We start from the raw sequence: 21,500 nt of genomic DNA, 5'->3' as shown, positions 1-21,500 counted from the left end.
CTCCTTAATTAGCCGGTTGTGCTTCTTTCGGTTCCTTGCCCACGGTATTGAGCAGGAACTTGCCAATCAGATCTTCCAGTACCAGCGCCGACTGGGTGTCATGGATGGTTGCGCCTTCCTTGAGCACCTCTTCCTCACCGCCGACACTGATGCCGATGTACTTCTCGCCAAGCAGACCGGCGGTCAGGATCGAAGCAGTGGAGTCCGTCGGCAGGTTGTCGACTTTGCCGTCCAGCTGCAGGGTCACCCGGCCGGTGTAGGAATCACGGTCCAGATCGATGGCGGTGACCTTGCCGATCGTCACACCGGCCATGGTCACTTTAGCTCTGACCGTCAAACCGGCGATATTGTCGAAGTAGGCATAAACTTTATAGGTATCGCTGCTCGGGCTGGCCGATAGCCCGCTGACACGCAGGGCCAGCAGCAGCAACGCCAGGATCCCGGCCAGAAGGAACAGGCCGACACCGATTTCCAGGGTGCGGTTTTGCATCAGAAATCTCCAAACATCAAGGCGGTCAGAATAAAGTCCAGACCCAGTACAGCCAACGAGGCATAAACCACGGTCTTGGTGGTGGCACGGCTGATCCCTTCTGAGGTGGGCTCGCAGTCATACCCTTGGAATACGGCGATCCAGGTCGTGACGAAGGCGAACACCAGGCTCTTGACCAGCCCGTTGAGCACGTCGTCGGTAAAGGAAACACTGTTCTGCATGTTGGCCCAGAACGAGCCTTCGTAGACGCCCAGCCAGTCCACAGCGACCCACGAGCCACCCCAGATGCCGACCACGCTGAAGATCAGCGCCAGCAGCGGCAACGAAATGAAACCGGCCCACAGGCGTGGCGCAACGATGTACTTGAGCGGGTCGACACCGATCATCTCGAGGCTCGACAGTTGCTCGGTGGACTTCATGTTGCCGATTTCGGCGGTCAGCGCCGAACCTGCCCGGCCCGCGAACAGCAGTGCGGTAACCACTGGGCCCAGCTCGCGCAGCAGGGTCAGGGCGACCATCTGCCCCACCGCCTGCTCGGAGCCGTACTTGGTCAGGATGCTGTAACCCTGCAGTGCCAGCACCATGCCGATGAACACACCGGACACCGCGACGATCGCCAGCGACAGCACGCCCACCGAATACAGCTGTTTGGTCAGCAGCTGAAAACCGCCGCCGATGCCGCCACGGCCGACCAGTGCATGGAACAGGAACAGGCAGGAACGCCCGAGCACGGCCAGCACGTCGATCGCCGAGCGACCAAACAGGCGGATACGTTCAAGCAAGGATTTTCTGCGCATCAACGCGCCCCCAACAGATCGGCGCGGTAGTCAGGCGCAGGGAAGTGGAATGGCACCGGGCCGTCCGGATCGCCCTTCATGAACTGGCGAATACGCGGATTATCCGAGCCCATCAGCTCATCGGGCGTGCCCTGGCCCAGCACCTGGCCGTCACCCACTACGTAGATGTAGTCGGCGATACTGGCGGTTTCGGCCAGATCGTGGGAGACCACGATGCTGGTGATACCCAGCGCGTCATTGAGCAGCCGGATCAGGCGTACCAGTACACCCATGGCGATCGGGTCCTGGCCGACGAACGGCTCGTCATACATGAGGATCTGCGGATCCAGCGCAATCGCCCGGGCCAGCGCCACGCGCCGTTTCATGCCTCCGGACAGTTCGTCGGGCATCAGGTCGATGGCACCACGCAAGCCCACGGCCTGCAGCTTCATCAACACGATGTCGCGGATCATCTCGTCCGACAGCTGGGTGTGCACGCGCAGCGGGAAGGCAACGTTCTCGAACACATCGAGGTCGGTGAACAGGGCACCGCTCTGGAACAGTACTCCCATCTGCTTGCGCGCATCGAACAGGTCGCTGCGCGACAGGCTCGGCAGGTTCTGCCCGGCAACCCATACTTCACCAATGGACGGACGCAACTGCGCGCCCATCAGGCGCAACAGCGTGGTCTTGCCGCAACCCGACGGTCCCATGATGCCGGTGACCTTGCCACGCGGAATGCGTATGTCGACATTGCTGAAAATGCTGCGCGAACCGCGCTTGAAGGTGACGCCCTTCAACTCGACCGCGTAGGCGCTATCCACACTCATCTAGACTCCTTGCTAGTACAGCCATGTCCTAATGGACGCCGGCCCTCATCTTGAAGACACACGCGCCCCTGGCGGGCCGAATAGCGGCGAACTATAGCACCGCTGACAGGGTGGCCCCAAGGCCATGGAGCGAGTCGTTCAGGCCAGCGACAGGCTTCGATGTCTTTTCATTGCACAATCGAAAGGGTGAGGCTTTCTTCCATTGCGGCTATAATCGCCGCCTTTTCATCAGGCATTGCTTTTCGACATGAGCCAATCCAGTGAGCTGATCCAGTCCGCCCAGCGCACCCTGCGCCTGGAAATCGAGGCCGTACAAGGTTTGACGGCCAGCATCGATGCCAACTTCGTCAAGGCCTGCGAGCTGATCCTGGCGAGCAAGGGCCGCGTCGTGGTGGTCGGCATGGGCAAGTCTGGGCATATCGGCAACAAGATCGCCGCAACCCTGGCCAGCACCGGCACGCCGGCGTTTTTCGTGCATCCGGCTGAAGCCAGCCATGGCGACATGGGCATGATCACCCGTGGCGATATCATCCTGGCCCTGTCCAATTCCGGCAGCACCGCCGAAATCGTCACCTTGCTGCCGCTGATCAAGCGCCTTGGCATCGAGCTCATCAGCATGACCGGCAACCCCGACTCCCCGCTGGCCCAGGCCGCCGAGGTCAACCTCGATGCCCGTGTCGCCCATGAGGCTTGCCCACTGAACCTGGCGCCCACCTCATCGACCACGGCAGCACTGGTGCTGGGCGACGCCCTGGCCATTGCCCTGCTCGAAGCGCGCGGCTTTACCGCAGAAGACTTCGCCTTCTCGCACCCCGGTGGTGCACTGGGCCGTCGCCTGCTGCTCAAGGTCGAGAACGTCATGCACGCTGGCACCGAACTGCCCCAGGTACAACGTGGCACACTGCTCAAGGACGCCCTCCTTGAAATGTCCCGCAAAGGCCTGGGCATGACCGTGGTCGCCGAAGCGAACGGCACGCTGGCCGGGATCTTCACCGACGGTGACCTGCGCCGCAGCCTGGACCGCAACATCGACGTGCACACTACCCTGATCGACCAGGTCATGACCGTGCACGGCAAGACAGCCCGCGCCGAGATGCTCGCCGCCGAAGCACTGAAGATCATGGAAGACCACAAGATCAGCGCCCTGGTGGTGGTGGACAAGGACGACCGCCCGGTCGGTGCCCTGAACATGCACGACCTGCTGCGCGCAGGCGTGATGTAAATGAGAACGACGCAAATGACCCAGAACCTGATGCAGCGCGGCAAGGCCATCAAGCTTGCCGTGTTCGATGTGGACGGTGTGCTCACCGATGGCCGCCTTTACTTCCTCGAAGATGGCAGCGAATTCAAGACGTTCAACACCCTCGACGGCCAAGGCATCAAGATGCTGATGGCTTCGGGCGTGACCACGGCAATCATCAGCGGGCGCAAAACCCCGGTGGTCGAGCGTCGCGCAAAAAACCTCGGCATCCCGCATCTGTTTCAGGGCCGCGAGGACAAACTGGTGGTGCTCGACGGCCTGCTCGCCGAACTGGGCCTAAGCTATGAGCAGGTCGCCTATCTGGGCGACGACCTGCCCGACCTGCCGGTCATTCGCAAGGTCGGCCTGGGTATCGCCGTGGCCAATGCAGCGCCCTTCGTTCGCCAGCATGCCGACGGCGTGACCCAGGCACGCGGCGGCGAGGGTGCCGCTCGCGAATTCTGTGAGCTTATCATGCAGGCCCAGGGCACCCTGGACGCTGCCAACGCCAACTACCTGTAGGTTGCCCATGTTCAGCAAGAAAGCCCGCAATATTGCGCTGCTCGCGGTGATCGCCGCCCTGCTGGCGGCAATAGGCTACTGGAATGTCAGCCCCGAGAGCTTCCTCGACAAGCCGGTAGCGCAGGTCGACGAAAGCGCGATCGACTATTATGCGATCAACGCCCACAGCGTACAGTTCTTGCCCGATGGCAAGCTGCAGTATGAAATGACCGCCGACAAGGTCGAACACCTCAAGGCCACCGAGGTCACACTGGTGACCACGCCCGACCTGCATATGTACCGCGGCACCGAATACCCCTGGCACATACAGAGCGTGCGCGCCGAGGTCAACCCGGACGGCACCGAGGTCGAACTGATCGACAAGGTGCGCGTGGCCCGCACCGATGAGAAGCAGCGTGAGACCATCATTACCAGCTCACGCATGACCGTGTTCCCGCAGAAGCAATATGCGCAGACCGAGCAAGCCGTTAGAATCGACGGCGCCGGTGGCACAACTACGGGCAAAGGAATGAAAGCGTATTTGAAAGAAGGCAGGATGGACCTGCTCTCTAACGTAAGAGGACAGTATGAGGCTCGTTAAAACCCTCCCCCTTTTGCTCAGCCTGAGCGCAGCACTGGGAAGCGCGAGCGCCTTCGCCCTGCCGACCGACCGTGACCAGCCTATCCGCATCCAGGCCGACAACGCGCACCTGGACGACAAGCAAGGCGTAGCCACCTACACCGGTGACGTGATCATCACTCAGGGCTCGATGATGATCAAAGGCAATACCGTGACCATGACCCGCGCCGCAAACGGTGACATCGACGTGGTCACTTCGGTGGGCAACCTGGCCTATTTCGAGCAGCAGCAAAGCGCCGCCAAGCCTGACAAGATGAAAGGCTGGGCCGTGACCATCCAGTATCAGGCGCAAAAGGACACCGTGATTCTCACCGACCGCGCCAAGGTCGAAAACGAAGGCAACACCACCGAAGGCGAGAAGATCGTCTACAACACCAAGTCCCAGGTTGCGACCGCCGGTCGCGGCGGCAACGTGACCCAGCCACGTCAGCGCATCGACATGGTGATCCAGCCGAAGAAGAAGGCCGAGTAAATGGCAACCCTCAAAGCCCAGCACCTGGCCAAGAGCTACAAAGGGCGTCAAGTCGTGCGTGACGTCAGCCTGTCGATCGACAGCGGCCAGATCGTCGGCCTGCTAGGCCCCAACGGCGCAGGCAAGACGACCTGCTTCTACATGATCGTCGGCCTGGTCCAGGCCGACCAGGGGCGCGTGCTCATCGACAACCTCGATGTCAGCCACCAGCCCATGCACGGGCGCGCACGCGCCGGCATCGGCTACCTGCCGCAGGAAGCTTCGATCTTCCGCAAGCTGTCGGTGGCCGACAACATCATGGCCATCCTCGAGACCCGCAAGGAGCTCGACCGTGAGGGCCGCCGCAAGGAGCTGGAAAGCCTGCTGCAGGAGTTCCACATCAGCCACATCCGCGACAACCTCGGCATGAGCCTTTCCGGCGGCGAGCGTCGCCGTGTCGAGATCGCACGCGCCCTGGCAACCGCCCCCAAGTTCATCCTGCTGGACGAACCCTTCGCTGGCGTCGACCCCATTTCGGTCGGTGACATCAAGCAGATCATCCACCACCTCAAGGCCAAGGGCATCGGCGTACTGATCACCGACCACAACGTGCGCGAGACCCTGGATATCTGCGAAACCGCCTATATCGTCAATGACGGGCAACTGATCGCCGAGGGCGATGCGCAGACCATCCTGGCCAACGAACTGGTCAAGGAAGTTTACCTGGGTCACGAGTTCCGACTCTGATTCAGGGACGCGCCTGGAGCACTGGTTTTACAGCCTTGAATGGGCTTAAGTTGTTACAGTGCTCTAGGCAAACGCTACAATTTAAGGCATAAAACTTGCTTGAAATTGGCGCTCCGGCGCCCTCGTGTAGTGGATGGCGCATGCGCGCCGGCGAACAAGGTATTAGCCCCTGCCATGAAACCATCGCTCGTCCTAAAAATGGGCCAGCAACTGACGATGACCCCGCAGTTGCAACAGGCCATCCGCCTACTCCAGCTCTCTACCCTGGACCTTCAGCAGGAAATCCAGGAAGCGCTGGAGTCCAATCCGATGCTCGAACGTCAGGAAGACGGCGAAGACTTCGACAACAGCGACCCGATGGCGGATAACGCCGAGAGCAAGCCGGCCGCCGAAGTCCAGGACAACAGCTTTCAGGAAAGCACCGCCAGTGCCGAGACCCTGGAAGACGGTGAGTGGAACGAGCGCATCCCCAATGAGCTTCCGGTCGACACGGCCTGGGAAGACATCTACCAGACCAGCGCCAGCAGCCTGCCGAGCAACGATGACGACGAGTGGGACTTCACCACCCGCACATCAGCCGGCGAAAGCCTGCAAAGCCACCTGCTGTGGCAGCTGAACCTGGCACCGATGTCCGATACCGACCGCCTGATCGCAGTCACCCTTATCGACAGCATCAACGGCCAAGGTTATCTGGAAGACACGATCGAAGAGATCTGCGCCGGTTTCGATCCGGAGCTGGATATCGAACTGGACGAAGTCGAAGCGGTGCTGCACCGTATCCAGCAGTTCGAGCCTGCAGGCGTCGGCGCACGCAACCTGGGCGAGTGCCTGTTGCTGCAACTGCGCCAACTTCCGGCCAGCACACCATGGATGGCCGAGGCCAAGCGCCTGGTCACCGAGTTCATCGACCTGCTCGGCGGGCGCGACTACAGCCAGCTGATGCGCCGCATGAAGCTCAAGGAAGACGAACTGCGCCAGGTCATCGAGCTGGTTCAGAGCCTCAACCCGCGCCCGGGATCGCAAATCGAGTCCAGTGAGCCGGAATACGTGGTGCCCGATGTCATCGTGCGCAAGGACAGCGATCGCTGGCTGGTCGAACTGAACCAGGAAGCGATCCCGCGTCTGCGGGTCAACCCGCAATATGCCGGCTTCGTCCGCCGGGCCGACACCAGCGCCGACAACACCTTCATGCGCAACCAGTTGCAGGAAGCACGCTGGTTCATCAAGAGCCTGCAAAGCCGCAACGAAACGCTGATGAAAGTCGCCACACAGATCGTCGAGCATCAGCGCGGTTTCCTGGACCACGGCGACGAGGCAATGAAACCCCTGGTACTGCATGACATCGCCGAAGCCGTGGGCATGCACGAGTCGACCATCTCGCGGGTGACCACGCAGAAATTCATGCACACGCCACGCGGCATCTACGAACTGAAATACTTTTTCTCAAGCCACGTCAGCACCTCCGAGGGCGGAGAATGCTCGTCCACGGCAATCCGCGCGATCATCAAGAAACTGGTTGCGGCGGAAAATCAGAAAAAGCCATTGAGTGACAGCAAGATCGCTGGTTTACTGGAGGCACAAGGCATCCAGGTAGCCCGTCGCACCGTCGCCAAATACCGCGAGTCTCTCGGCATCGCACCGTCGAGCGAACGCAAGCGACTGATGTAGCCCCTCGGATCTGCCACAGCGTTTGTGGGGCAGGTGCAAGACCTGCCTCTTTATGCACGGGCAACAAAGGAGAAGCTGTATGCAAGTCAATATCAGTGGACAGCATGTAGAAGTCACCGAGCCGCTGCGCGATTACGTGCTTGAAAAGCTCGCCCGGGTGGAGAGTCACTTCGACAAGATCACCAACGTGCAGGTCATCATGAAAGTCGAGAAGCTGCAGCAGAAGGTCGAAGCGATCCTGCAGATTCCAGGCGGTGAAGTGGTTGCCAACGCCGAACACGAAGACATGTATGCAGCGATCGATGCCTTGGCCGACAAGCTCGACCGCCAACTGAAAAAACACAAGGAAAAACAGCAAAGCCTGCTGCAAGGTGCAGCCGCCCGCTGATCCCCTCATCCATGATCCGACTTGAAACCATCCTGACCCCCGGCCGTTCCCTGGTGAACGTGCCGGGTGGCAGTAAGAAGCGCGCCTTGGAAAAGGTCGCTAATCTGATTGCCGATCAAATACCCGAGCTGGAGATGCAAGACGTCTTCGAAAAGCTGATCGCTCGTGAAAAGCTCGGTTCCACAGGCTTCGGCAATGGCATCGCCATACCTCACTGCCGGCTCGAAGGCTGCACCTCTCCCGTCAGTGCCCTGCTGCACCTGGATGCTCCGATCGACTATGACGCCATCGATGGCGCGCCAGTCGACCTGCTGTTCATCCTTCTGGTGCCGGAGGCTGCCACCGACGCCCATCTGGAACTGCTGCGCCAGATCGCCAGCATGCTGGATCGCAAGGAAGTTCGCGAGCGCCTGCGTGCCGCCAACAGCAGCGAGGCCCTGTACCAGGTAGTCCTGGACGCACAGAACGAGCACTGAACATGCGCCTGATCATCGTCAGCGGCCGGTCCGGCTCCGGCAAGAGTACCGCCCTCGACGTGCTGGAAGACAACGGCTTTTACTGTATCGATAACCTGCCTGCCGGTTTACTGCCGCAGCTGGCGGAAAACGCGTTGATCCATACAGAGTTGCTGCAACCGAAAGTGGCAGTGTCCATTGATGCCCGCAACCTGCCCAGCCATCTGTCACGCTTCCCCGAACTGCTCGCCGAAGCGCGTGGCCGCCATATCCAGTGCGATGTGCTGTTTCTCGACGCCGACGAGGACACGCTGCTCAAGCGTTTCTCCGAAACGCGCCGGCGTCATCCGCTGACAAATGCGGATCGCTCACTGGCCGAAGCGATCCGCGTGGAAAGCGAACTGTTGGGGCCAATCTCCGACCTCGCCGACCTGAAGATCGACACTACCAGCCTCAACCTTTACCAACTGCGGGACTCGATCAAGTTGCGCCTGCTCAATCAGCCTGAGCCCGGCACCGCATTCCTGGTCGAGTCGTTCGGCTTCAAGCGTGGCATGCCGGTCGATGCAGACTTGGTTTTCGATGTACGCTGCCTGCCCAACCCTTACTGGAAGCCCGAACTGCGTGAGCATTCTGGCCTGGATCAGCCGGTTATCGATTACCTTGCCGCGCAGCCGGATGTCGAAGAGATGTTTACCGATATCTCGACCTACCTGTTCAAATGGCTGCCCCGCTTTGCCGCCAGCAACCGCGCCTACGTCACCATCGCCATTGGCTGCACAGGTGGCCACCACCGCTCGGTGTACATCACCGAGCGCCTCGGCCAGCTGCTGCAACAGTCCTTGAAAAACGTCCAGGTCCGCCACCGCGACCTCTAGCCCACAGGATCCGCACCAAGATGCCCGCCCGCGAAATCACCATCATCAACAAGTTGGGCCTGCATGCCCGGGCGGCCGCCAAGTTCGTCGGCGTAGCCGGGCGCTTCCCCTGCCAGGTGCGTGTGGGCCGCGCACCCGACAAGCTGGTGGACGGCAAGAGCATCATGGCCGTGATGATGTTGGCGGCAGGCAAAGGCACCCAGGTGCACCTGCACACCGAGGGTGAGCAGGACAACGATGCGCTGGAAGCGCTGGTAGCGTTGATCAACAACTACTTCGACGAAGGCGAATAAGCCACCCCAAATCCAGGCTGGCCTCATCGCCGGCAATGCCAATTCAAGACATCGCCGTATCCATCACCATCATCAGGCAAAAACCCACGCACAGCCCGAGGCTGGCCAAACGGTGATGCCCATTGCTGCGCGACTCGGGGATGATTTCCTGGGTCACCACCAACAACATCGCCCCTGCCGCACAGGCCAGGCCCAGCGGTAGCAGCAATTCGGCGACATTCACCAGCCAGGCACAGATCACCGCTGCCAGTGGCTCCACCAACCCCGACGCGGCACCGATCAGAAACGCCTTGAACCGCGGCATCCCCGCCCCTGCCAGCACCAGCGCAATGACCAACCCTTCGGGTACATCCTGCAAGGCGATACCCATGGCCAGGCTGTCAGCGTCGGCCATGCCACCGCCCGCCGAAACACCGATAGCCATGCCTTCGGGAATGTTGTGGGCGATGATGGCGATCACGAACAGCCAGATTCGCGCCGCGATCACCGGCTGCCTCTCGTTGCCGACCAAGGCCTCGGGCGAAGCACCTGAGACTTTCAGATCGACCACGAACAGGCACATCGCACCGAACAGTAAACCGGCACTGATCAGGCCTCCCGCGCCCCAAGGGCTGAAACCTATGGACTGAGCGGCATCCAGCCCAGGGATGATCAGCGAGAAAGCGGTGGCCGCCAGCATCACACCGGCCCCGAAACCCAATAAGGTATCGGCCAGGGCCACCGGCATGTTGCGAATCACCAGCACCGGTACCGCGCCCAGCGCTGTTCCCAGCGCGCACAATGCGCCGCCCTCAAGGGCACGCAACATGCGTGGGTCCAGGTCCAGCCAGGCGATGCCCCGGGCCACCAGCAGGGCTGTGCCAACCAAGAGCAGCAAAGTACCCAGCGCCAGCCGGAACAGGCGCACACTACTGACCGACATCACCTCTGAGCGCATACCGGTCCGACTCACTGGCTGGCTTCGAGATAACGACGTTCCACTTCGGCCCAGTCAATTACGTTGTAGAAAGCCCCAATGTATTCCGGGCGACGGTTCTGGTACTTCAAGTAGTAGGCATGCTCCCACACATCCAGGCCGAGGATCGGTGTGTTGCCATGCATCAGTGGGCTGTCCTGGTTGCCGCTGCTTTCCACCACGAGTTTCTGCTCAGGGGTCACGCTGAGCCAGGCCCAGCCGCTGCCGAAGCGGGTCAGCGCAGCTTTGGTGAAAGCTTCCTTGAACGCCTCGAAACCACCCAGTTCAGCCTCGATGGCCTTGGCCACCAGGCCCTGTGGCTGGCCGCCGCCTGTGGGCGACATGACCTTCCAGAACAGCGAATGGTTGGCGTGACCACCCCCATGGTTGGTCACCGCGCCTCGCAGGTTCTCCGGCAACTGCTTGACCGCAGCAACCAGCTTTTCAACCGGCCATTCAGCCCACTCGGTACCTTCGACCGCGGCGTTGAGGCCGTTGACGTAGGTCTGGTGGTGCTTGGTGTGGTGGATTTCCATGGTCTGGGTATCGATGTTCGGTTCCAGCGCATCGTAGGCATAGGGCAATGCAGGCAAGGTATGAGGCATATCAATGGATTCCGTAAGCTTGGGTTGTGGGCGGCAGGTCCGGCTGGGCAGCCAGTTCACTGGCCAAGGGCGCCTGGCGATCGAGCAGACGCTCGGTGCGCGGATACTGGCCGTACTCGGCAATGAAGCTCAGCAATTGGGTGTAAGTGCGCCCGCTGTGGCGCAGCGCGGCATCACGCAGCGCCTGCGGCAAACGCGCTTGCTGGCTGGCCTGGAGCAGGCGCTGGTGAGCGGCGCACAGGTAGTCGGCGCTCTCCTGCGGCTGGTTCAGGCGCAGGTGCAGGTCGGCCAGGTTGTGATGGGCGACGACGAACGCCGCCACCGCTTCGTCGACGTCATGCCAGCGCTCCAATAGCACCTGGGCCAGAGCCAGGGCTTGCAGGTAGAGTTCCCGGGCATCGACCAGCTCGCCCTGTTCGAACAGGCGATTGGCGGCCTCGGTGGTGCGTTTCCAGTGCTGCATGACACGTCTCCTGGGCGATGACGCGGGTCAGATGCCCCCAGCGGTGAGTTTTTCCGGGTCCAGCAGCGCCTCGAGCTGATCGCGCGACAGGTCGGTATGCTCCAGCGCCACGTCGATGATCGGCCGGCCCTGCTTGTAGGCGGTCTTGGCGATCTCGGCGGCCTTGAGATAGCCGATGATCGGGTTCAGCGCGGTGACCAGGATCGGGTTGCGCGCCAAGGCTTCCTTGAGCTTGTTCTCGTTGACCTTGAAGCTGGCGATGGCCTTGTCGGCCAGCAGGCGGCTGGCATTGGCCATCAGCTCGATACTCTCCAGCAGGTTGCGGGCAATCACCGGCAGCATCACGTTGAGCTCGAAGTTGCCCGACTGGCCGGCAACGGCGATGGTCGCGTCGTTGCCGATCACCTGGGCGGCAACCATGGCGGTGGCTTCCGGGATCACCGGGTTGACCTTGCCTGGCATGATCGAGGAGCCAGGCTGCAGGCCTTGCAGTTCGATTTCACCGAGGCCGGCGAGCGGGCCGGAGTTCATCCAGCGCAGGTCGTTGGCGATTTTCATGAGTGCCACGGCTGTGGTCTTGAGCTGGCCGGACAGCGCCACGGCGGTGTCCTGGGAGCCGATCAGGGCGAACAGGTTCGGTCCTTGGGTGAACTCGACCTGGGTGAGGCCGCTCAGCTGACGGGCAAAGCCTGCGGCGAACTGCGGGTGGGCGTTGATCCCGGTGCCCACGGCAGTGCCACCCTGGGCCAGGGCCTGCAGGCTCGGCAGGGTCGCTTCGATATGCGCCTTGGCGCCGTTGATCTGTGCCGCCCAGCCATCGAGCACCTGGCTCATGCGCACCGGCATGGCATCCATCAGGTGGGTACGGCCAGTCTTCACGTACTGATGCACCTGCACCGATTTGGCTTCGATCACCTGAGCCAGGTGAGCCAGGGCGGGCAGCAACTGCTCATGCAGCGCCAGTGCGGCACTGACGTGGATGGTGGTCGGGATGATGTCGTTGCTGCTCTGGCCACAGTTGACGTGGTCGTTGGCATTGACCGGCTCACCGAGCAGGCGGCTGGCCAAGGTGGCGATCACCTCGTTGGCATTCATGTTCGAGCTGGTGCCGGAGCCAGTCTGGTACACGTCCACCGGGAAGTGCTGGATGAAGTCCTCGGCAAGCAGTTGCTCGACCGCCTTGACGATGGCTTGGCCCTGGGCGGCGGAAATTTGCTCAAGCTCGATGTTGGCCTTGGCTGCCGCAGCCTTGGCCAGCAGCAGGGCACGAATGAACTGGGCCGGCATACGCTGACCGCTGATCGGGAAATTGTCGACCGCGCGCTGGGTCTGGGCGCCGTACAGGGCCTGGGCCGGCACTTGCAGTTCACCCATGCTGTCACGCTCGATACGGGTATCACTCATCATCAAATCCTTGCATCAGTTCATCGGGGGAAATGGACGGCAGCAACCGGCAATTGGCCAGTTGCAGAGCGTAGGGTTGCCAGCGCTGGTTCTGTTCGCGGCGGTCCAGGTTGCGCAGTTCAAGCAGAGGGCGCCAGGCCTGGTCCAGGCACTGGCAACGCCAATGCCATGGCAGCATGCGATCGCAAGCGGTATCCAGCAGCAGGCGGAAGGAAGTCAGAGCCACCGTCCATGGCGAGGTATCCGTGCAGCACACCAGGTAGCGGCCTTCGGCAAGGTAGTGCTCGATCAGGCGCGGCTCGTCGGGTTCGAGCGCGCAGCGGATGCGCCGGCTGAGCCAGCGCCAGTTTTCCAGGTAGGGCAGTTCGCGCAGGACAGGTTTCATGAACATCATCACCGAAGCCTTGGGTAATGATATTCATTATTAAATGATAAACGTAATCACTTCAAGCGCGGATTGAGCAAATAAAAACCCGGCACAGTGGCCGGGTTTTTAGGTTTTGCTTAACGCTCAAGCAACTCAGCTACCTGCAACGGTCATCCGCTCGATCAACACCGAGCCCGTGTGAATATTGCTGCGGGTTTCAAGATCGCTGCCAATCGCGACAATCTGCTGGAACATGTCCTTCATGTTGCCGGCAATCGTCACTTCCTGCACCGCATGCTGGATCTCGCCATTCTCAACCCAGAAACCTGCGGCACCCCGTGAGTAGTCGCCCGTGACCATGTTCAGGCCATGGCCCATCAGCTCAGTCACCAGCAAACCGCGCCCCATGCGCCGGATCAGTGCCGCCTGATCTTCGATGCCATGGGTGACATACAGGTTATGCACACCACCGGAGTTGGCCGTGCTTGGCAAGCCGAGCTTGCGACCGGAATAGGTGCCCAGCAGGTAAGACACCAGCTCCCCTTTATCGACAAACGGCTTGGCATAAGTCGCCAGGCCATCACCGTCGAATGCCGCGCTGCCAAGGGCACGCGGAATATGCGGGCGCTCGTCCAGCGTCAGCCAGCTGGGGAACAGACGCTGGCCAATGGCACCATCGAGGAACGACGACTTGCGGTACAGGTTGCCACCAGAAATGGCCGACAGGAAGCTGCCGAACAGACCACCCGCCAGCTCGGCGGAGAACAGCACCGGCACTTCGCATGTCTTGACCGGGCGCGCACCGAGTCGGCTGGCTGCTCGCTGTGCCGCGCGCTGGCCAATGCTGCGCGGGTCGGCCAACAGGTGGCCTTGGCGGTTGACGTCATACCAGTAATCACGCTGCATCTGGCCTTCACCTTCAGCGATCATCACGCAGCTCAGGCTGTGCCGGGTCGATGCGTAGCCACCGATGAAGCCATGGCTGTTGCCATATACACGGCAGCCCTGGTGGGTATTGAGGGTGGTGCCATCGGCGTTGAGAATGCGCGGGTCAGCGTCAAACGCCGCAGCCTCGCAGGCCAGCGCCATCTCGATGGCTTTCTCGGGCTCCAGATCCCAGTCATGGTAAAGGTCCAGGTCAGGGATCTCGCGCGCCATCAGTGCCGCATCAGCCAGCCCCGAGCACTCGTCTTCGGAGGTGTGCCTGGCAATGGCCAGGGCGGCGGCAACGGTTTCGCGAATAGCCTCCGGCCCACTGGCCGAGGTGCTGGCCGAGCCCTTGCGCTGGCCGACATAGAGGGTGATGCCAAAGCCTTGGTCGCGGTTGAACTCTACCGTCTCGACCTCACGCTGGCGCACCGTGGTGGACAAGCCCTGCTCCAGCGATACTGCCACTTCGCAGGCGCTGGCACCCTGCCGGCTCGCCTCGGCAATGATCGCTTCGACCTGCTCCTGCAATGCTGGCAGGTCCTTGGGGCCTACGCTCTGGACTGCACTCATGGTTTTCTCCACTCAAATTCTGCGTTCGGCGAGGGTCATTCTACGACCGGGCCGGACAAGCGGCCCCCGGGTGGTTATCATGGCGGCAATTTCTATGCCTTGTACGAAAAGTGCCTGCGCGGCGACTTTTCATAAAACTTAAACGGACTGCCACCATGGTTGATTCATACGACGACGCCTTCGACGGCGAAAAAAGCAAAACCCAGATCAAGCGCGAGTTGCATGCGCTGGTCGAACTCGGCGAACGCCTGACCACGGTCAAGGCCGATACCCTGGCGCGCCTGCCGTTGACCGACGAGCTGCGCAAAGCCTTGGCCGAAGCCTGCAAGCACACCGCCCATGGCGCACGCAAACGGCATATGTCGTTCGTCGGCAAACTGATGCGCGACCAGGACCTGGACGCCATCCACGCGGTGCTCGAGCAGATCGACAGCTCCAGCCGCCAGTACAACGAGCGCTTCCACAACCTGGAGCGCTGGCGGGACCGCCTGATCGACGGTAACGACGAGGACCTTGAACGCTTCGTCAACGAATACCCCGACACCGACCGTCAGCAACTGCGTTCGCTGATCCGTCACGCTCAGCACGAAAAGGCGCGGAACAAGCCGCCTGCCGCTGCGCGCAAGGTCTTCAAGTACATCCGCGACCTCGACGAACTTCAGCGCGGCCTGCGCTGAGCCCCGCCACCTGGGGCTGCCCTGCAGCCCCGGGGCATGCATCACGCGCCGGTACCACCGACGGTGATCGCGTCCAGCTTCAAGGTCGGCTGGCCAACCCCTACCGGCACCGATTGCCCATCCTTGCCGCACGTGCCCACACCGCTGTCCAACGCAAGATCGTTACCCACCATCGACACTCGGCTCATGGCCTCGGGCCCGTTGCCGATCAGCGTCGCGCCCTTGACCGGCGCGGTGATTTTCCCGTCTTCGATCAGATAGGCTTCGCTGGTGGAGAACACGAACTTGCCGCTGGTGATGTCCACCTGGCCACCGCCAAGGTTGGCGCAGTAGATGCCTTTCTTCACCGAGGCGATGATTTCCTGCGGGTCGCTCTCGCCGGCACGCATGTAGGTGTTGGTCATGCGTGGCATCGGCAGGTGGGCATAGGATTCCCGGCGGCCGTTACCGGTCACGGCCATCCCCATCAGGCGTGCATTGAGTTTGTCCTGCATGTAGCCCTTGAGCACGCCGTTCTCGATCAGCGTGGTGCATTCGGTCGGCGTACCTTCGTCGTCGACACTCAGCGAGCCTCGGCGGCCCTCGAGGGTGCCGTCGTCTACGATAGTGCACAGGCTCGAAGCCACCTTCTCGCCGATCCGGCCACTGAACGCCGAACTGCCCTTACGGTTGAAGTCGCCTTCCAGGCCGTGACCGACCGCTTCATGCAACAGCACACCCGACCAACCAGAACCCAGCACCACCGGCAAGGTCCCAGCTGGCGCAGGAATGGCCTCCAGGTTCACCAAGGCCTGGCGCAGCGCCTCACGGGCATAACCCATGACCCGTTCCTCGGTGAAGAAGCGGTAGTCGGTACGCCCGCCGCCGCCCTGCCCGCCCCGTTCGCGCCGACCATTTTGCTCGACGATGACACTGACGTTGAAGCGCACCAGCGGCCGCACGTCAGCGGCCAGGCTGCCGTCGGCCGCAGCGATCAGAATGCGCTCCCAAACCCCGGCCATGCTCACGCTGACCTGCTGGATACGCGGGTCGAGCGCCCGCGTGGCGGCATCGACACGTTTGAGCAGCTCGACCTTTTCAGCACGGCTGAGCACGTCCAGCGGGTTGTCCGGGGCATACAGGGCCGTCACGTCCTGGCTGCGGAACGCCTGGACAGTGCCATTCTGGCCGGCGCGGGAAATCGAACGCGCCGCACGGGCTGCCGAAGTCAGAGCCTCGAGGTTGATCGCGTTGCTGTAAGCGAAACCGGTTTTCTCACCCGACTGGGCACGCACGCCCACGCCCTGGTCAAGGTTGAAGCTGCCCTCTTTGACAATGCCGTCCTCCAGCGCCCAGGTTTCCGAGATCTGGCCCTGGAAGTACAGGTCGGCGGCGTCGATGCCCGGCCCGGCCAACTCGCCCAGTACAGCCTGCAGGCTGTCCAGGGTCAGTCCGCCTGGGGCCAGGAGCTGCTCGCTGACGGTGGATAACATCTGGCTCATAGTCACTCCGAGGTGTGCGCAGGCCGCAAGGCGTCCTGCGAAAAAAAGCGCCGGTGCGAGGCAACCGGCATGCGCGCCCGAATGGACGCTTGTTCATCACTGTCGCGCTCGGCGAGCAATACCGCTTCGCCCTGCGCCTGTTCGGCGACGATCTGCCCCCAGGGGTCGACGATCGCCGCGTGCCCATAGGTCTCCCGCGGGCCTGGATGGGTACCGCCCTGCGCTGCGGCCAGCACATAGCACTGTGTTTCGATCGCCCGGGCACGAATCAGCACTTCCCAGTGCGCCGCGCCTGTGACCGCAGTAAATGCCGCAGGTGCCGTAATCAGTTGCGCGCCGGCACTGCGCAGCGCGCTGTACAGTTCCGGGAAACGCAGGTCGTAGCAGACGCTCAAGCCAAGGCGACCTGCCGGCGTGTCGGCCACCACCACTTGCGCGCCATGGGCATAGTCGTCGGATTCACGATAACGGCCGCGGTTATCGGCCACATCCACGTCGAACAGGTGCAGCTTGTCGTAGCGCGCCACCACCTCGCCGTGCTCGTCGATCAAAAGCGAGCAGGCATGCGCCTTGGCATCAGGCTGATCGGCAGGTGGCAGCGGCAAGGTGCCGGCAACAATCCATAATCTGAGGTCGCGGGCCGTGCGTTTCAACCAGGGCAGTATCGGCCCCTCACCCAGCGCCTCGGCCCGGCCGAGCGCAGCGGCGTCCTTGCGCCCCATGGCGGCAAAATTTTCTGGTAGCACCGCCAACCTCGCCCCGCCGAATGCCGCCTGTTCCAGCAAGGCACCCGCACGCTGCAAGTTGGCCAGCACATCGTCCTGGCTGACCATCTGGATGACCGCTACCTTCATGGGCACTCCTGGCACTACTTGTTGAACGGTTTCACAAAGGTGATTCTAGGCTCTTTCCACGGCCCTTCGATGCGATAGTGCACGCTGGCAAAGCGCGATACCCGGTCACCGATCAGGCGATCGACCAGAAACAGCGCCCCACCGACCGCCGGTGCGCCGACGATCAGCGCGGCCAGCGGCAGGTTGTTGGTCACTGGCAGGGAGACCTGCAGGTTGGCGTCGACCCGGTCGCGAACGAGGTCCAGCGTACCGTCGAGCTCGAAGTTGCTCGAAGGCCCGGTCACGCTGATCGGCTCGCGGGTCACGTAGACGCCGTCACTGGCTACCAGCAAGCCTTTTACCCGGTCATAGGCCAGGCCCTTGTCGAACAGGTCGGAGAAGTCCAGGCGCAGACGCCGGCCGATGGAGTTGAAGTTGAGCAGGCCGAACACCCGCAAGGCTTGAGCGCCGCCCTCCACTTCGACGAACTGCCCTGTGCGCAATGCCGCATCCATGCTGCCCGAGAAACGGTTTAGGCCGACCCAGGCTGGCGAACCGGGCCAGCGGCCATCCACATCCAGACGGAAGTCACGACTGGTCACGGTAGGCGCGAAGCCCCAGGCCTTGAGCACGTCGGCCAGGTTCTTGCCATCCAGGCGGCCCTTGTACCAACTGCTGGTGGCGCCGCTGTCACCTTCCCAGCCGCCCCGGCCGTCGATGTGCAGGCCTTTGAAGACGAGGTCGATATCCTGAGCTGCCACCCCTCGAGCGGTCGGGCGCAGCTTCAGCGCCAGGTTGCCGTACAGGTCGTCGCCGCGGTACAGCTTGTCGATGGTCAGGTCCAGTGCCGGTACCTTGCGTGGGTCGAACGAGGCCAGCGGGTCAGGGCCTTCCTCGGCCTGTGCTTGCGCCGGGTCCGCTGGTGGCAGGCGCAAGGTCTGCAGGCGCACGGTCATCGGTGCGCCCTTGGCATCGGGTAAACGTGCATTGCCGATGACTTCCTTGCTGTCCAGGCGCAGATCCCACGCTGGGCCTCCCCGGGCCAGACGCACGACCGCCTGGTTCAGGTCCATGCCAAGGGCCTTCAACTGGCCGATGCTCAGGTCTACGCTCTGCAGAGTCTGCCGGGCACTTGCGCCAGGGTCGTCGCCACTCATCTGCGTCATCTGCGCCTGCCAGGGCGCCAGGTCCAGGCTCTCGAGGCGCCCCCGTACACGCAGGCCCTGCCCAGCTGGCACCTGCGCCTGCCCTGCCCCCAGCAGCAGTTCGCCGCGACCTTGCGCCAGGTTTTGGCTGGGCGCGGCATAGGCAAAGCGGGCAAGGTCGGCGTAGGCAGCATCCAGACGCCGCTCAGGCCCCTGCAGGCTCATGCTGAATCGGCTCTCACGGGTATCTGCTGCGGCCTTGCCGAACGGCGCAGGCAAATCGATTGCAAGGCCTTTGAGCGACGAATTCACGCTCAGACTGTTGTCGCGGCTGCCAAGGTTGAGTTGCAATTGATAGGGCAGGTCACCGGACGCCGGCAAGGGCTGCTTGAACTGCAGCCAGTCGGTCAAGGCCCGGAGCGCCACGTGGCCATTCGCGCTGATACGCGTCTGCATCTGCCCAGGCTGGCCCCCGGCGGTTATCTGCGCGGTCACCGGCTTGCCAAATGCCTGCAGGGCGATGTTCTTCCCGCTCAGCCCCTTGTCGAGATCGAAACTGAAATCGCCCTTGAGTCGGCTCAGCTCCAGGCTTGGCGGCGCAACCTTGAGGCGTGCATCGGAGGTGGCAAAGTCGACCTGTACCTTCGGGCGTTGTCCTCGGGCCAGGGGGATGTCGAGCTTGAGCTTGCCCTTGAGCGGCCCCTCGCCCTCCCATCCTGCGAAAATTTCGCCCGTGCCGATAGGCGCTTCCTTGAGAATCCTCAGACCATCGCCGAGGCTGCCGTCGAAATTGCCATCAAGGTACAGGCGGCTTTGCTCGGCACCCTCCACATGGGGAATGTTGACACTGACGTCACTTACCTGGGTGTCCAGCAACAGGCCTTTATGGGCCTTGATGCGCACGCCACTGTCCTCGATCAGCACATCGCCATCGACGTTTTGCACCTGTGGCCAGCCAGGCTGGAAGTTCAGGGCGGCGTCGTGCACCTTGAAGAACAGGCTGATGCTGCGCGATTCGGGGCTGGCACCGTGGTTCAGCGAACCTTGGTACTGGAAGTAGCCTTCATCGACGTTGCCCTTGACGATGGCACTGCGCAGCCACTCATCGAGCGCCGGGCTGAGCACTTCAGGCAGGTATTTGGCGGTGTAGCGCCCATCGCCCTCGGTAAGGCCTACGCGCAGGTCCATATAGCTCTCGCTGCCTTCATTGAACAGCAGGCGAATCAGGAAATCCCCGGCGATCTTGCCCTCTTCGCCCAGCACTTTCAGGTAGGGGGCAGCCAAGGTAAAACCCTCTTTGTCGAGGGTATAGGTCAAACGGGCGTTGGCTTTCTGATAATGCCAAGGTTTGGCGAAGATCGGATACAGATGCAACATGAAAGCGTCGGTATCCAGGCGCAGCTCGCCATGGCCCAGGTCTCCGCTGATGCTGCCGCTGACATTGCCGGCAGCGGGTGCGCCGTGGTAGGCGTCAAAACCCACTTTTTCCAGATTGGCAGCGAACTGCAGCCGTTGATCACCCTCGGCCTTGGGCCGCAAGTCGAGGCGCAAGTTGCGCACGGCACCGGTCACATTCAGCGCATCGACCGCAGTCATGAATTTTTCAGGCAGTGGCGCCAGTGCATCTATCAAAGGCGTCAGCGGCGCAAGGTCAAGGCGGTCGGCCTGTACCTGCCAGCTTTCCCCACCGGGTTGCTCACCTGCGCGCTGACGCACCTGCAGCTTCGACTCCCAGCGAGCCTTGCCGATGTTGGCAGCCAGTGAATCGACAACCACATCGAACCCTTGCTCGCGACGCTGGAACCAGGCCGAGACCGCCAGGTTATCCAGTGTCACCGCCTGGCGCTGGGCATAGGCGCCGCGCAACTGAGGGGCATTGAGGCGGACCACCGCCTGCTGCAACCGGCCCTCGCCCCAGTCAACCCAGAACTCACCACCGGCGCGCAGGGCTTGGGCCTGCCACTGGCCGAGCAGGCGTGGCGGCAGCCAACGCGCCCAGTCGCTCTGCGGCAGGCTCAGGTAAACCTCTGCCTTACCATCGCGCCAGGCCTGGGGCGTTACCCGGCTGCGCAGGTTCAGTGCCAACGGCTGGCCATCAGGCAGGGTCGCACGCAGGTCCAGCGCCTGGCGTGAAGCGCCGGCCTGCAGGCCAAGGCTGACATAGGTAAGAGTCAACGGGTCACGCTGCCAGGGCTGCAGGGTGACCTGGCTGTCGAATACGTCGATACGGCCCAACTGTTGCAGACGCTGCAGCACCTCGGCCGGGTCCAGCGGCGCGTCGTCCTTTTGTGGTAAGCCTTCAAGCGCCCAACCGCCCTGCTCGTTCTCACGCAGGATCAGTTGCAGGCCCGCCAACTGGATATGCGCCAGGCGTACTTCGCGGGCAGTGAGGCTGGCCCAGAGGTCCGGCACCAGCTTGACGTCATCCAGGCGCAACGCCGAAGCGCCCTCGCCCAACTGCAGGTCACGAACCCGCAGCACCGGCGCCAGGCCACTCCAGCGCCCTTCAAGCGCCCCCACATGCACCGGCATGCCCAACGCCTGCTCGGCCTTGCTTTCAAGGTCGGCGCGGTACTCGGCCACCAGTGGCACCAGCTCCCGGCCGAGGCTGACATAGAGCGCCACCAACACAGCCAGCAGGGCGCAGATGCCCAGCCCCCAACGGGTCAAGGCGACAAGAACGCGGGTCAGACGTCCCATGGCCAAGGCCCTC

At 62.4% G+C, this 21,500-nt stretch carries 23 protein-coding genes; 11 read left to right on the top strand and 12 right to left on the bottom strand.

Annotation, left to right across the window (positions count from 1 at the left end):
* Positions 1 to 4: 4 nt before the first annotated feature.
* From mlaD to EGJ09_RS06120, 3 genes are read right to left on the bottom strand one after another with little or no spacing between them, the layout of a single operon-like run.
* Positions 5 to 490, bottom strand: coding sequence for an outer membrane lipid asymmetry maintenance protein MlaD (gene mlaD / locus EGJ09_RS06130; protein WP_012316067.1), 486 nt, complete (start codon positions 488 to 490; stop codon positions 5 to 7).
* Positions 490 to 1,287, bottom strand: coding sequence for a lipid asymmetry maintenance ABC transporter permease subunit MlaE (mlaE, locus tag EGJ09_RS06125; RefSeq protein ID WP_012316068.1), 798 nt, complete (start codon positions 1,285 to 1,287; stop codon positions 490 to 492). Before mlaE ends, mlaD begins: the two co-directional genes overlap by 1 nt.
* Complete coding sequence (locus tag EGJ09_RS06120; protein ID WP_039601753.1) at positions 1,287 to 2,096, bottom strand: ATP-binding cassette domain-containing protein; 810 nt, start codon at positions 2,094 to 2,096, stop codon at positions 1,287 to 1,289. The genes mlaE and EGJ09_RS06120 overlap by 1 nt, the downstream gene beginning before the upstream one ends.
* A 247-nt stretch (positions 2,097 to 2,343) precedes the next feature.
* On the opposite strand from EGJ09_RS06120, the gene EGJ09_RS06115 reads away from it, so the two are divergent.
* The 10 genes from EGJ09_RS06115 to EGJ09_RS06070 all read left to right on the top strand — a co-directional run bounded on the left by EGJ09_RS06115 (position 2,344) and on the right by EGJ09_RS06070 (position 9,357).
* Positions 2,344 to 3,318, top strand: a complete 975-nt coding sequence (locus EGJ09_RS06115; RefSeq protein WP_046784444.1) for an SIS domain-containing protein — start codon at positions 2,344 to 2,346, stop codon at positions 3,316 to 3,318.
* Positions 3,319 to 3,333: 15 nt separating this feature from the next.
* A complete protein-coding gene (locus EGJ09_RS06110; protein WP_039604821.1) occupies positions 3,334 to 3,858 on the top strand; it encodes an HAD family hydrolase in 525 nt (174 codons plus the stop codon).
* Between the two features lie 7 nt (positions 3,859 to 3,865).
* Entirely contained in the window at positions 3,866 to 4,438 is a 573-nt protein-coding gene (lptC, locus tag EGJ09_RS06105; protein ID WP_039604820.1) for an LPS export ABC transporter periplasmic protein LptC, read from the top strand.
* Entirely contained in the window at positions 4,425 to 4,949 is a 525-nt protein-coding gene (gene lptA / locus EGJ09_RS06100; RefSeq protein WP_012316073.1) for a lipopolysaccharide transport periplasmic protein LptA, read from the top strand. Before lptC ends, lptA begins: the two co-directional genes overlap by 14 nt.
* The gene (gene lptB / locus EGJ09_RS06095) at positions 4,950 to 5,675 is read left to right on the top strand and encodes an LPS export ABC transporter ATP-binding protein (RefSeq protein ID WP_046784445.1); all 726 of its coding nucleotides are present in this window, start codon (positions 4,950 to 4,952) and stop codon (positions 5,673 to 5,675) included.
* Positions 5,676 to 5,849: 174 nt separating this feature from the next.
* Positions 5,850 to 7,343, top strand: coding sequence for an RNA polymerase factor sigma-54 (locus EGJ09_RS06090; RefSeq protein ID WP_039602457.1), 1,494 nt, complete (start codon positions 5,850 to 5,852; stop codon positions 7,341 to 7,343).
* Positions 7,344 to 7,422: 79 nt separating this feature from the next.
* The gene (gene hpf / locus EGJ09_RS06085; RefSeq protein ID WP_012316076.1) at positions 7,423 to 7,731 is read left to right on the top strand and encodes a ribosome hibernation-promoting factor, HPF/YfiA family; all 309 of its coding nucleotides are present in this window, start codon (positions 7,423 to 7,425) and stop codon (positions 7,729 to 7,731) included.
* Positions 7,732 to 7,742: 11 nt separating this feature from the next.
* Positions 7,743 to 8,207 (top strand): PTS IIA-like nitrogen regulatory protein PtsN, encoded by a 465-nt coding sequence (gene ptsN / locus EGJ09_RS06080; protein ID WP_039602459.1) that lies wholly within the window; start codon positions 7,743 to 7,745, stop codon positions 8,205 to 8,207.
* Positions 8,208 to 8,209: 2 nt separating this feature from the next.
* A complete protein-coding gene (rapZ, locus tag EGJ09_RS06075; protein ID WP_125923450.1) occupies positions 8,210 to 9,064 on the top strand; it encodes an RNase adapter RapZ in 855 nt (284 codons plus the stop codon).
* A gap of 20 nt (positions 9,065 to 9,084) precedes the next feature.
* Entirely contained in the window at positions 9,085 to 9,357 is a 273-nt protein-coding gene (locus tag EGJ09_RS06070) for an HPr family phosphocarrier protein (RefSeq protein WP_046784446.1), read from the top strand.
* Positions 9,358 to 9,400: 43 nt separating this feature from the next.
* Here the strand turns inward: EGJ09_RS06070 and EGJ09_RS06065 are convergent, their stop codons facing one another.
* From EGJ09_RS06065 to pmbA, 6 genes are all read right to left on the bottom strand, one after another.
* Positions 9,401 to 10,294: a ZIP family metal transporter gene (locus EGJ09_RS06065; RefSeq protein ID WP_039602462.1), complete on the bottom strand. Its 894-nt coding sequence runs from the start codon at positions 10,292 to 10,294 to the stop codon at positions 9,401 to 9,403.
* Between the two features lie 11 nt (positions 10,295 to 10,305).
* Positions 10,306 to 10,917, bottom strand: a complete 612-nt coding sequence (locus EGJ09_RS06060; RefSeq protein WP_046784447.1) for a superoxide dismutase — start codon at positions 10,915 to 10,917, stop codon at positions 10,306 to 10,308.
* 1 nt (position 10,918) lies between these two features.
* Positions 10,919 to 11,380 carry a hypothetical protein gene (locus EGJ09_RS06055; protein WP_046784448.1) on the bottom strand — a complete coding sequence of 154 codons (462 nt, stop codon included), beginning with the start codon at positions 11,378 to 11,380 and terminating at the stop codon, positions 10,919 to 10,921.
* A gap of 27 nt (positions 11,381 to 11,407) precedes the next feature.
* Positions 11,408 to 12,784: a lyase family protein gene (locus EGJ09_RS06050; RefSeq protein ID WP_115273944.1), complete on the bottom strand. Its 1,377-nt coding sequence runs from the start codon at positions 12,782 to 12,784 to the stop codon at positions 11,408 to 11,410.
* Complete coding sequence (locus EGJ09_RS06045) at positions 12,777 to 13,178, bottom strand: FagA protein (RefSeq protein WP_080952054.1); 402 nt, start codon at positions 13,176 to 13,178, stop codon at positions 12,777 to 12,779. Before EGJ09_RS06045 ends, EGJ09_RS06050 begins: the two co-directional genes overlap by 8 nt.
* Before the next feature lie 126 nt (positions 13,179 to 13,304).
* On the bottom strand, positions 13,305 to 14,651 hold the full coding sequence (pmbA, locus tag EGJ09_RS06040) for a metalloprotease PmbA (RefSeq protein WP_046784450.1): 1,347 nt from the start codon (positions 14,649 to 14,651) through the stop codon (positions 13,305 to 13,307).
* A gap of 155 nt (positions 14,652 to 14,806) precedes the next feature.
* Here pmbA and yjgA point away from each other — a divergent pair, with 155 nt between their 5' ends.
* Positions 14,807 to 15,328 (top strand): ribosome biogenesis factor YjgA, encoded by a 522-nt coding sequence (yjgA, locus tag EGJ09_RS06035; RefSeq protein WP_012316086.1) that lies wholly within the window; start codon positions 14,807 to 14,809, stop codon positions 15,326 to 15,328.
* Positions 15,329 to 15,369: 41 nt separating this feature from the next.
* Here the strand turns inward: yjgA and tldD are convergent, their stop codons facing one another.
* From tldD to EGJ09_RS06020, 3 genes are read right to left on the bottom strand one after another with little or no spacing between them, the layout of a single operon-like run.
* A complete protein-coding gene (gene tldD, locus EGJ09_RS06030) occupies positions 15,370 to 16,809 on the bottom strand; it encodes a metalloprotease TldD (RefSeq protein ID WP_012316087.1) in 1,440 nt (479 codons plus the stop codon).
* 2 nt (positions 16,810 to 16,811) lie between these two features.
* Positions 16,812 to 17,663, bottom strand: coding sequence for a carbon-nitrogen hydrolase family protein (locus tag EGJ09_RS06025; RefSeq protein ID WP_125923449.1), 852 nt, complete (start codon positions 17,661 to 17,663; stop codon positions 16,812 to 16,814).
* A gap of 14 nt (positions 17,664 to 17,677) precedes the next feature.
* The gene (locus EGJ09_RS06020) at positions 17,678 to 21,487 is read right to left on the bottom strand and encodes a YhdP family protein (RefSeq protein ID WP_125923448.1); all 3,810 of its coding nucleotides are present in this window, start codon (positions 21,485 to 21,487) and stop codon (positions 17,678 to 17,680) included.
* Between the last annotated feature and the right edge of the window lie 13 nt (positions 21,488 to 21,500).

Source organism: Pseudomonas sp. p106 (assembly GCF_003936645.1).
In the GTDB taxonomy this organism is placed as follows: Bacteria; Pseudomonadota; Gammaproteobacteria; order Pseudomonadales; family Pseudomonadaceae; genus Aquipseudomonas; species Aquipseudomonas putida_E.
The sequence above is the reverse complement of the archived record's forward strand: the minus strand, read 5'-3'. Positions and strand labels throughout refer to the sequence as shown.

What these genes read in the sequence shown, in the direction of transcription:
- mlaD (WP_012316067.1), bottom strand. Translation starts at nt 490, where the DNA reads ATGCAAAACCGCACCCTGGAAATCGGTGTCGGCCTGTTCCTTCTGGCC.
- mlaE (WP_012316068.1), bottom strand. Translation starts at nt 1,287, where the DNA reads ATGCGCAGAAAATCCTTGCTTGAACGTATCCGCCTGTTTGGTCGCTCG.
- EGJ09_RS06120 (WP_039601753.1), bottom strand. Translation starts at nt 2,096, where the DNA reads ATGAGTGTGGATAGCGCCTACGCGGTCGAGTTGAAGGGCGTCACCTTC.
- EGJ09_RS06115 (WP_046784444.1), top strand. Translation starts at nt 2,344, where the DNA reads ATGAGCCAATCCAGTGAGCTGATCCAGTCCGCCCAGCGCACCCTGCGC.
- EGJ09_RS06110 (WP_039604821.1), top strand. Translation starts at nt 3,334, where the DNA reads ATGACCCAGAACCTGATGCAGCGCGGCAAGGCCATCAAGCTTGCCGTG.
- lptC (WP_039604820.1), top strand. Translation starts at nt 3,866, where the DNA reads ATGTTCAGCAAGAAAGCCCGCAATATTGCGCTGCTCGCGGTGATCGCC.
- lptA (WP_012316073.1), top strand. Translation starts at nt 4,425, where the DNA reads ATGAGGCTCGTTAAAACCCTCCCCCTTTTGCTCAGCCTGAGCGCAGCA.
- lptB (WP_046784445.1), top strand. Translation starts at nt 4,950, where the DNA reads ATGGCAACCCTCAAAGCCCAGCACCTGGCCAAGAGCTACAAAGGGCGT.
- EGJ09_RS06090 (WP_039602457.1), top strand. Translation starts at nt 5,850, where the DNA reads ATGAAACCATCGCTCGTCCTAAAAATGGGCCAGCAACTGACGATGACC.
- hpf (WP_012316076.1), top strand. Translation starts at nt 7,423, where the DNA reads ATGCAAGTCAATATCAGTGGACAGCATGTAGAAGTCACCGAGCCGCTG.
- ptsN (WP_039602459.1), top strand. Translation starts at nt 7,743, where the DNA reads ATGATCCGACTTGAAACCATCCTGACCCCCGGCCGTTCCCTGGTGAAC.
- rapZ (WP_125923450.1), top strand. Translation starts at nt 8,210, where the DNA reads ATGCGCCTGATCATCGTCAGCGGCCGGTCCGGCTCCGGCAAGAGTACC.
- EGJ09_RS06070 (WP_046784446.1), top strand. Translation starts at nt 9,085, where the DNA reads ATGCCCGCCCGCGAAATCACCATCATCAACAAGTTGGGCCTGCATGCC.
- EGJ09_RS06065 (WP_039602462.1), bottom strand. Translation starts at nt 10,294, where the DNA reads ATGCGCTCAGAGGTGATGTCGGTCAGTAGTGTGCGCCTGTTCCGGCTG.
- EGJ09_RS06060 (WP_046784447.1), bottom strand. Translation starts at nt 10,917, where the DNA reads ATGCCTCATACCTTGCCTGCATTGCCCTATGCCTACGATGCGCTGGAA.
- EGJ09_RS06055 (WP_046784448.1), bottom strand. Translation starts at nt 11,380, where the DNA reads ATGCAGCACTGGAAACGCACCACCGAGGCCGCCAATCGCCTGTTCGAA.
- EGJ09_RS06050 (WP_115273944.1), bottom strand. Translation starts at nt 12,784, where the DNA reads ATGAGTGATACCCGTATCGAGCGTGACAGCATGGGTGAACTGCAAGTG.
- EGJ09_RS06045 (WP_080952054.1), bottom strand. Translation starts at nt 13,178, where the DNA reads ATGATGTTCATGAAACCTGTCCTGCGCGAACTGCCCTACCTGGAAAAC.
- pmbA (WP_046784450.1), bottom strand. Translation starts at nt 14,651, where the DNA reads ATGAGTGCAGTCCAGAGCGTAGGCCCCAAGGACCTGCCAGCATTGCAG.
- yjgA (WP_012316086.1), top strand. Translation starts at nt 14,807, where the DNA reads ATGGTTGATTCATACGACGACGCCTTCGACGGCGAAAAAAGCAAAACC.
- tldD (WP_012316087.1), bottom strand. Translation starts at nt 16,809, where the DNA reads ATGAGCCAGATGTTATCCACCGTCAGCGAGCAGCTCCTGGCCCCAGGC.
- EGJ09_RS06025 (WP_125923449.1), bottom strand. Translation starts at nt 17,663, where the DNA reads ATGAAGGTAGCGGTCATCCAGATGGTCAGCCAGGACGATGTGCTGGCC.
- EGJ09_RS06020 (WP_125923448.1), bottom strand. Translation starts at nt 21,487, where the DNA reads ATGGGACGTCTGACCCGCGTTCTTGTCGCCTTGACCCGTTGGGGGCTG.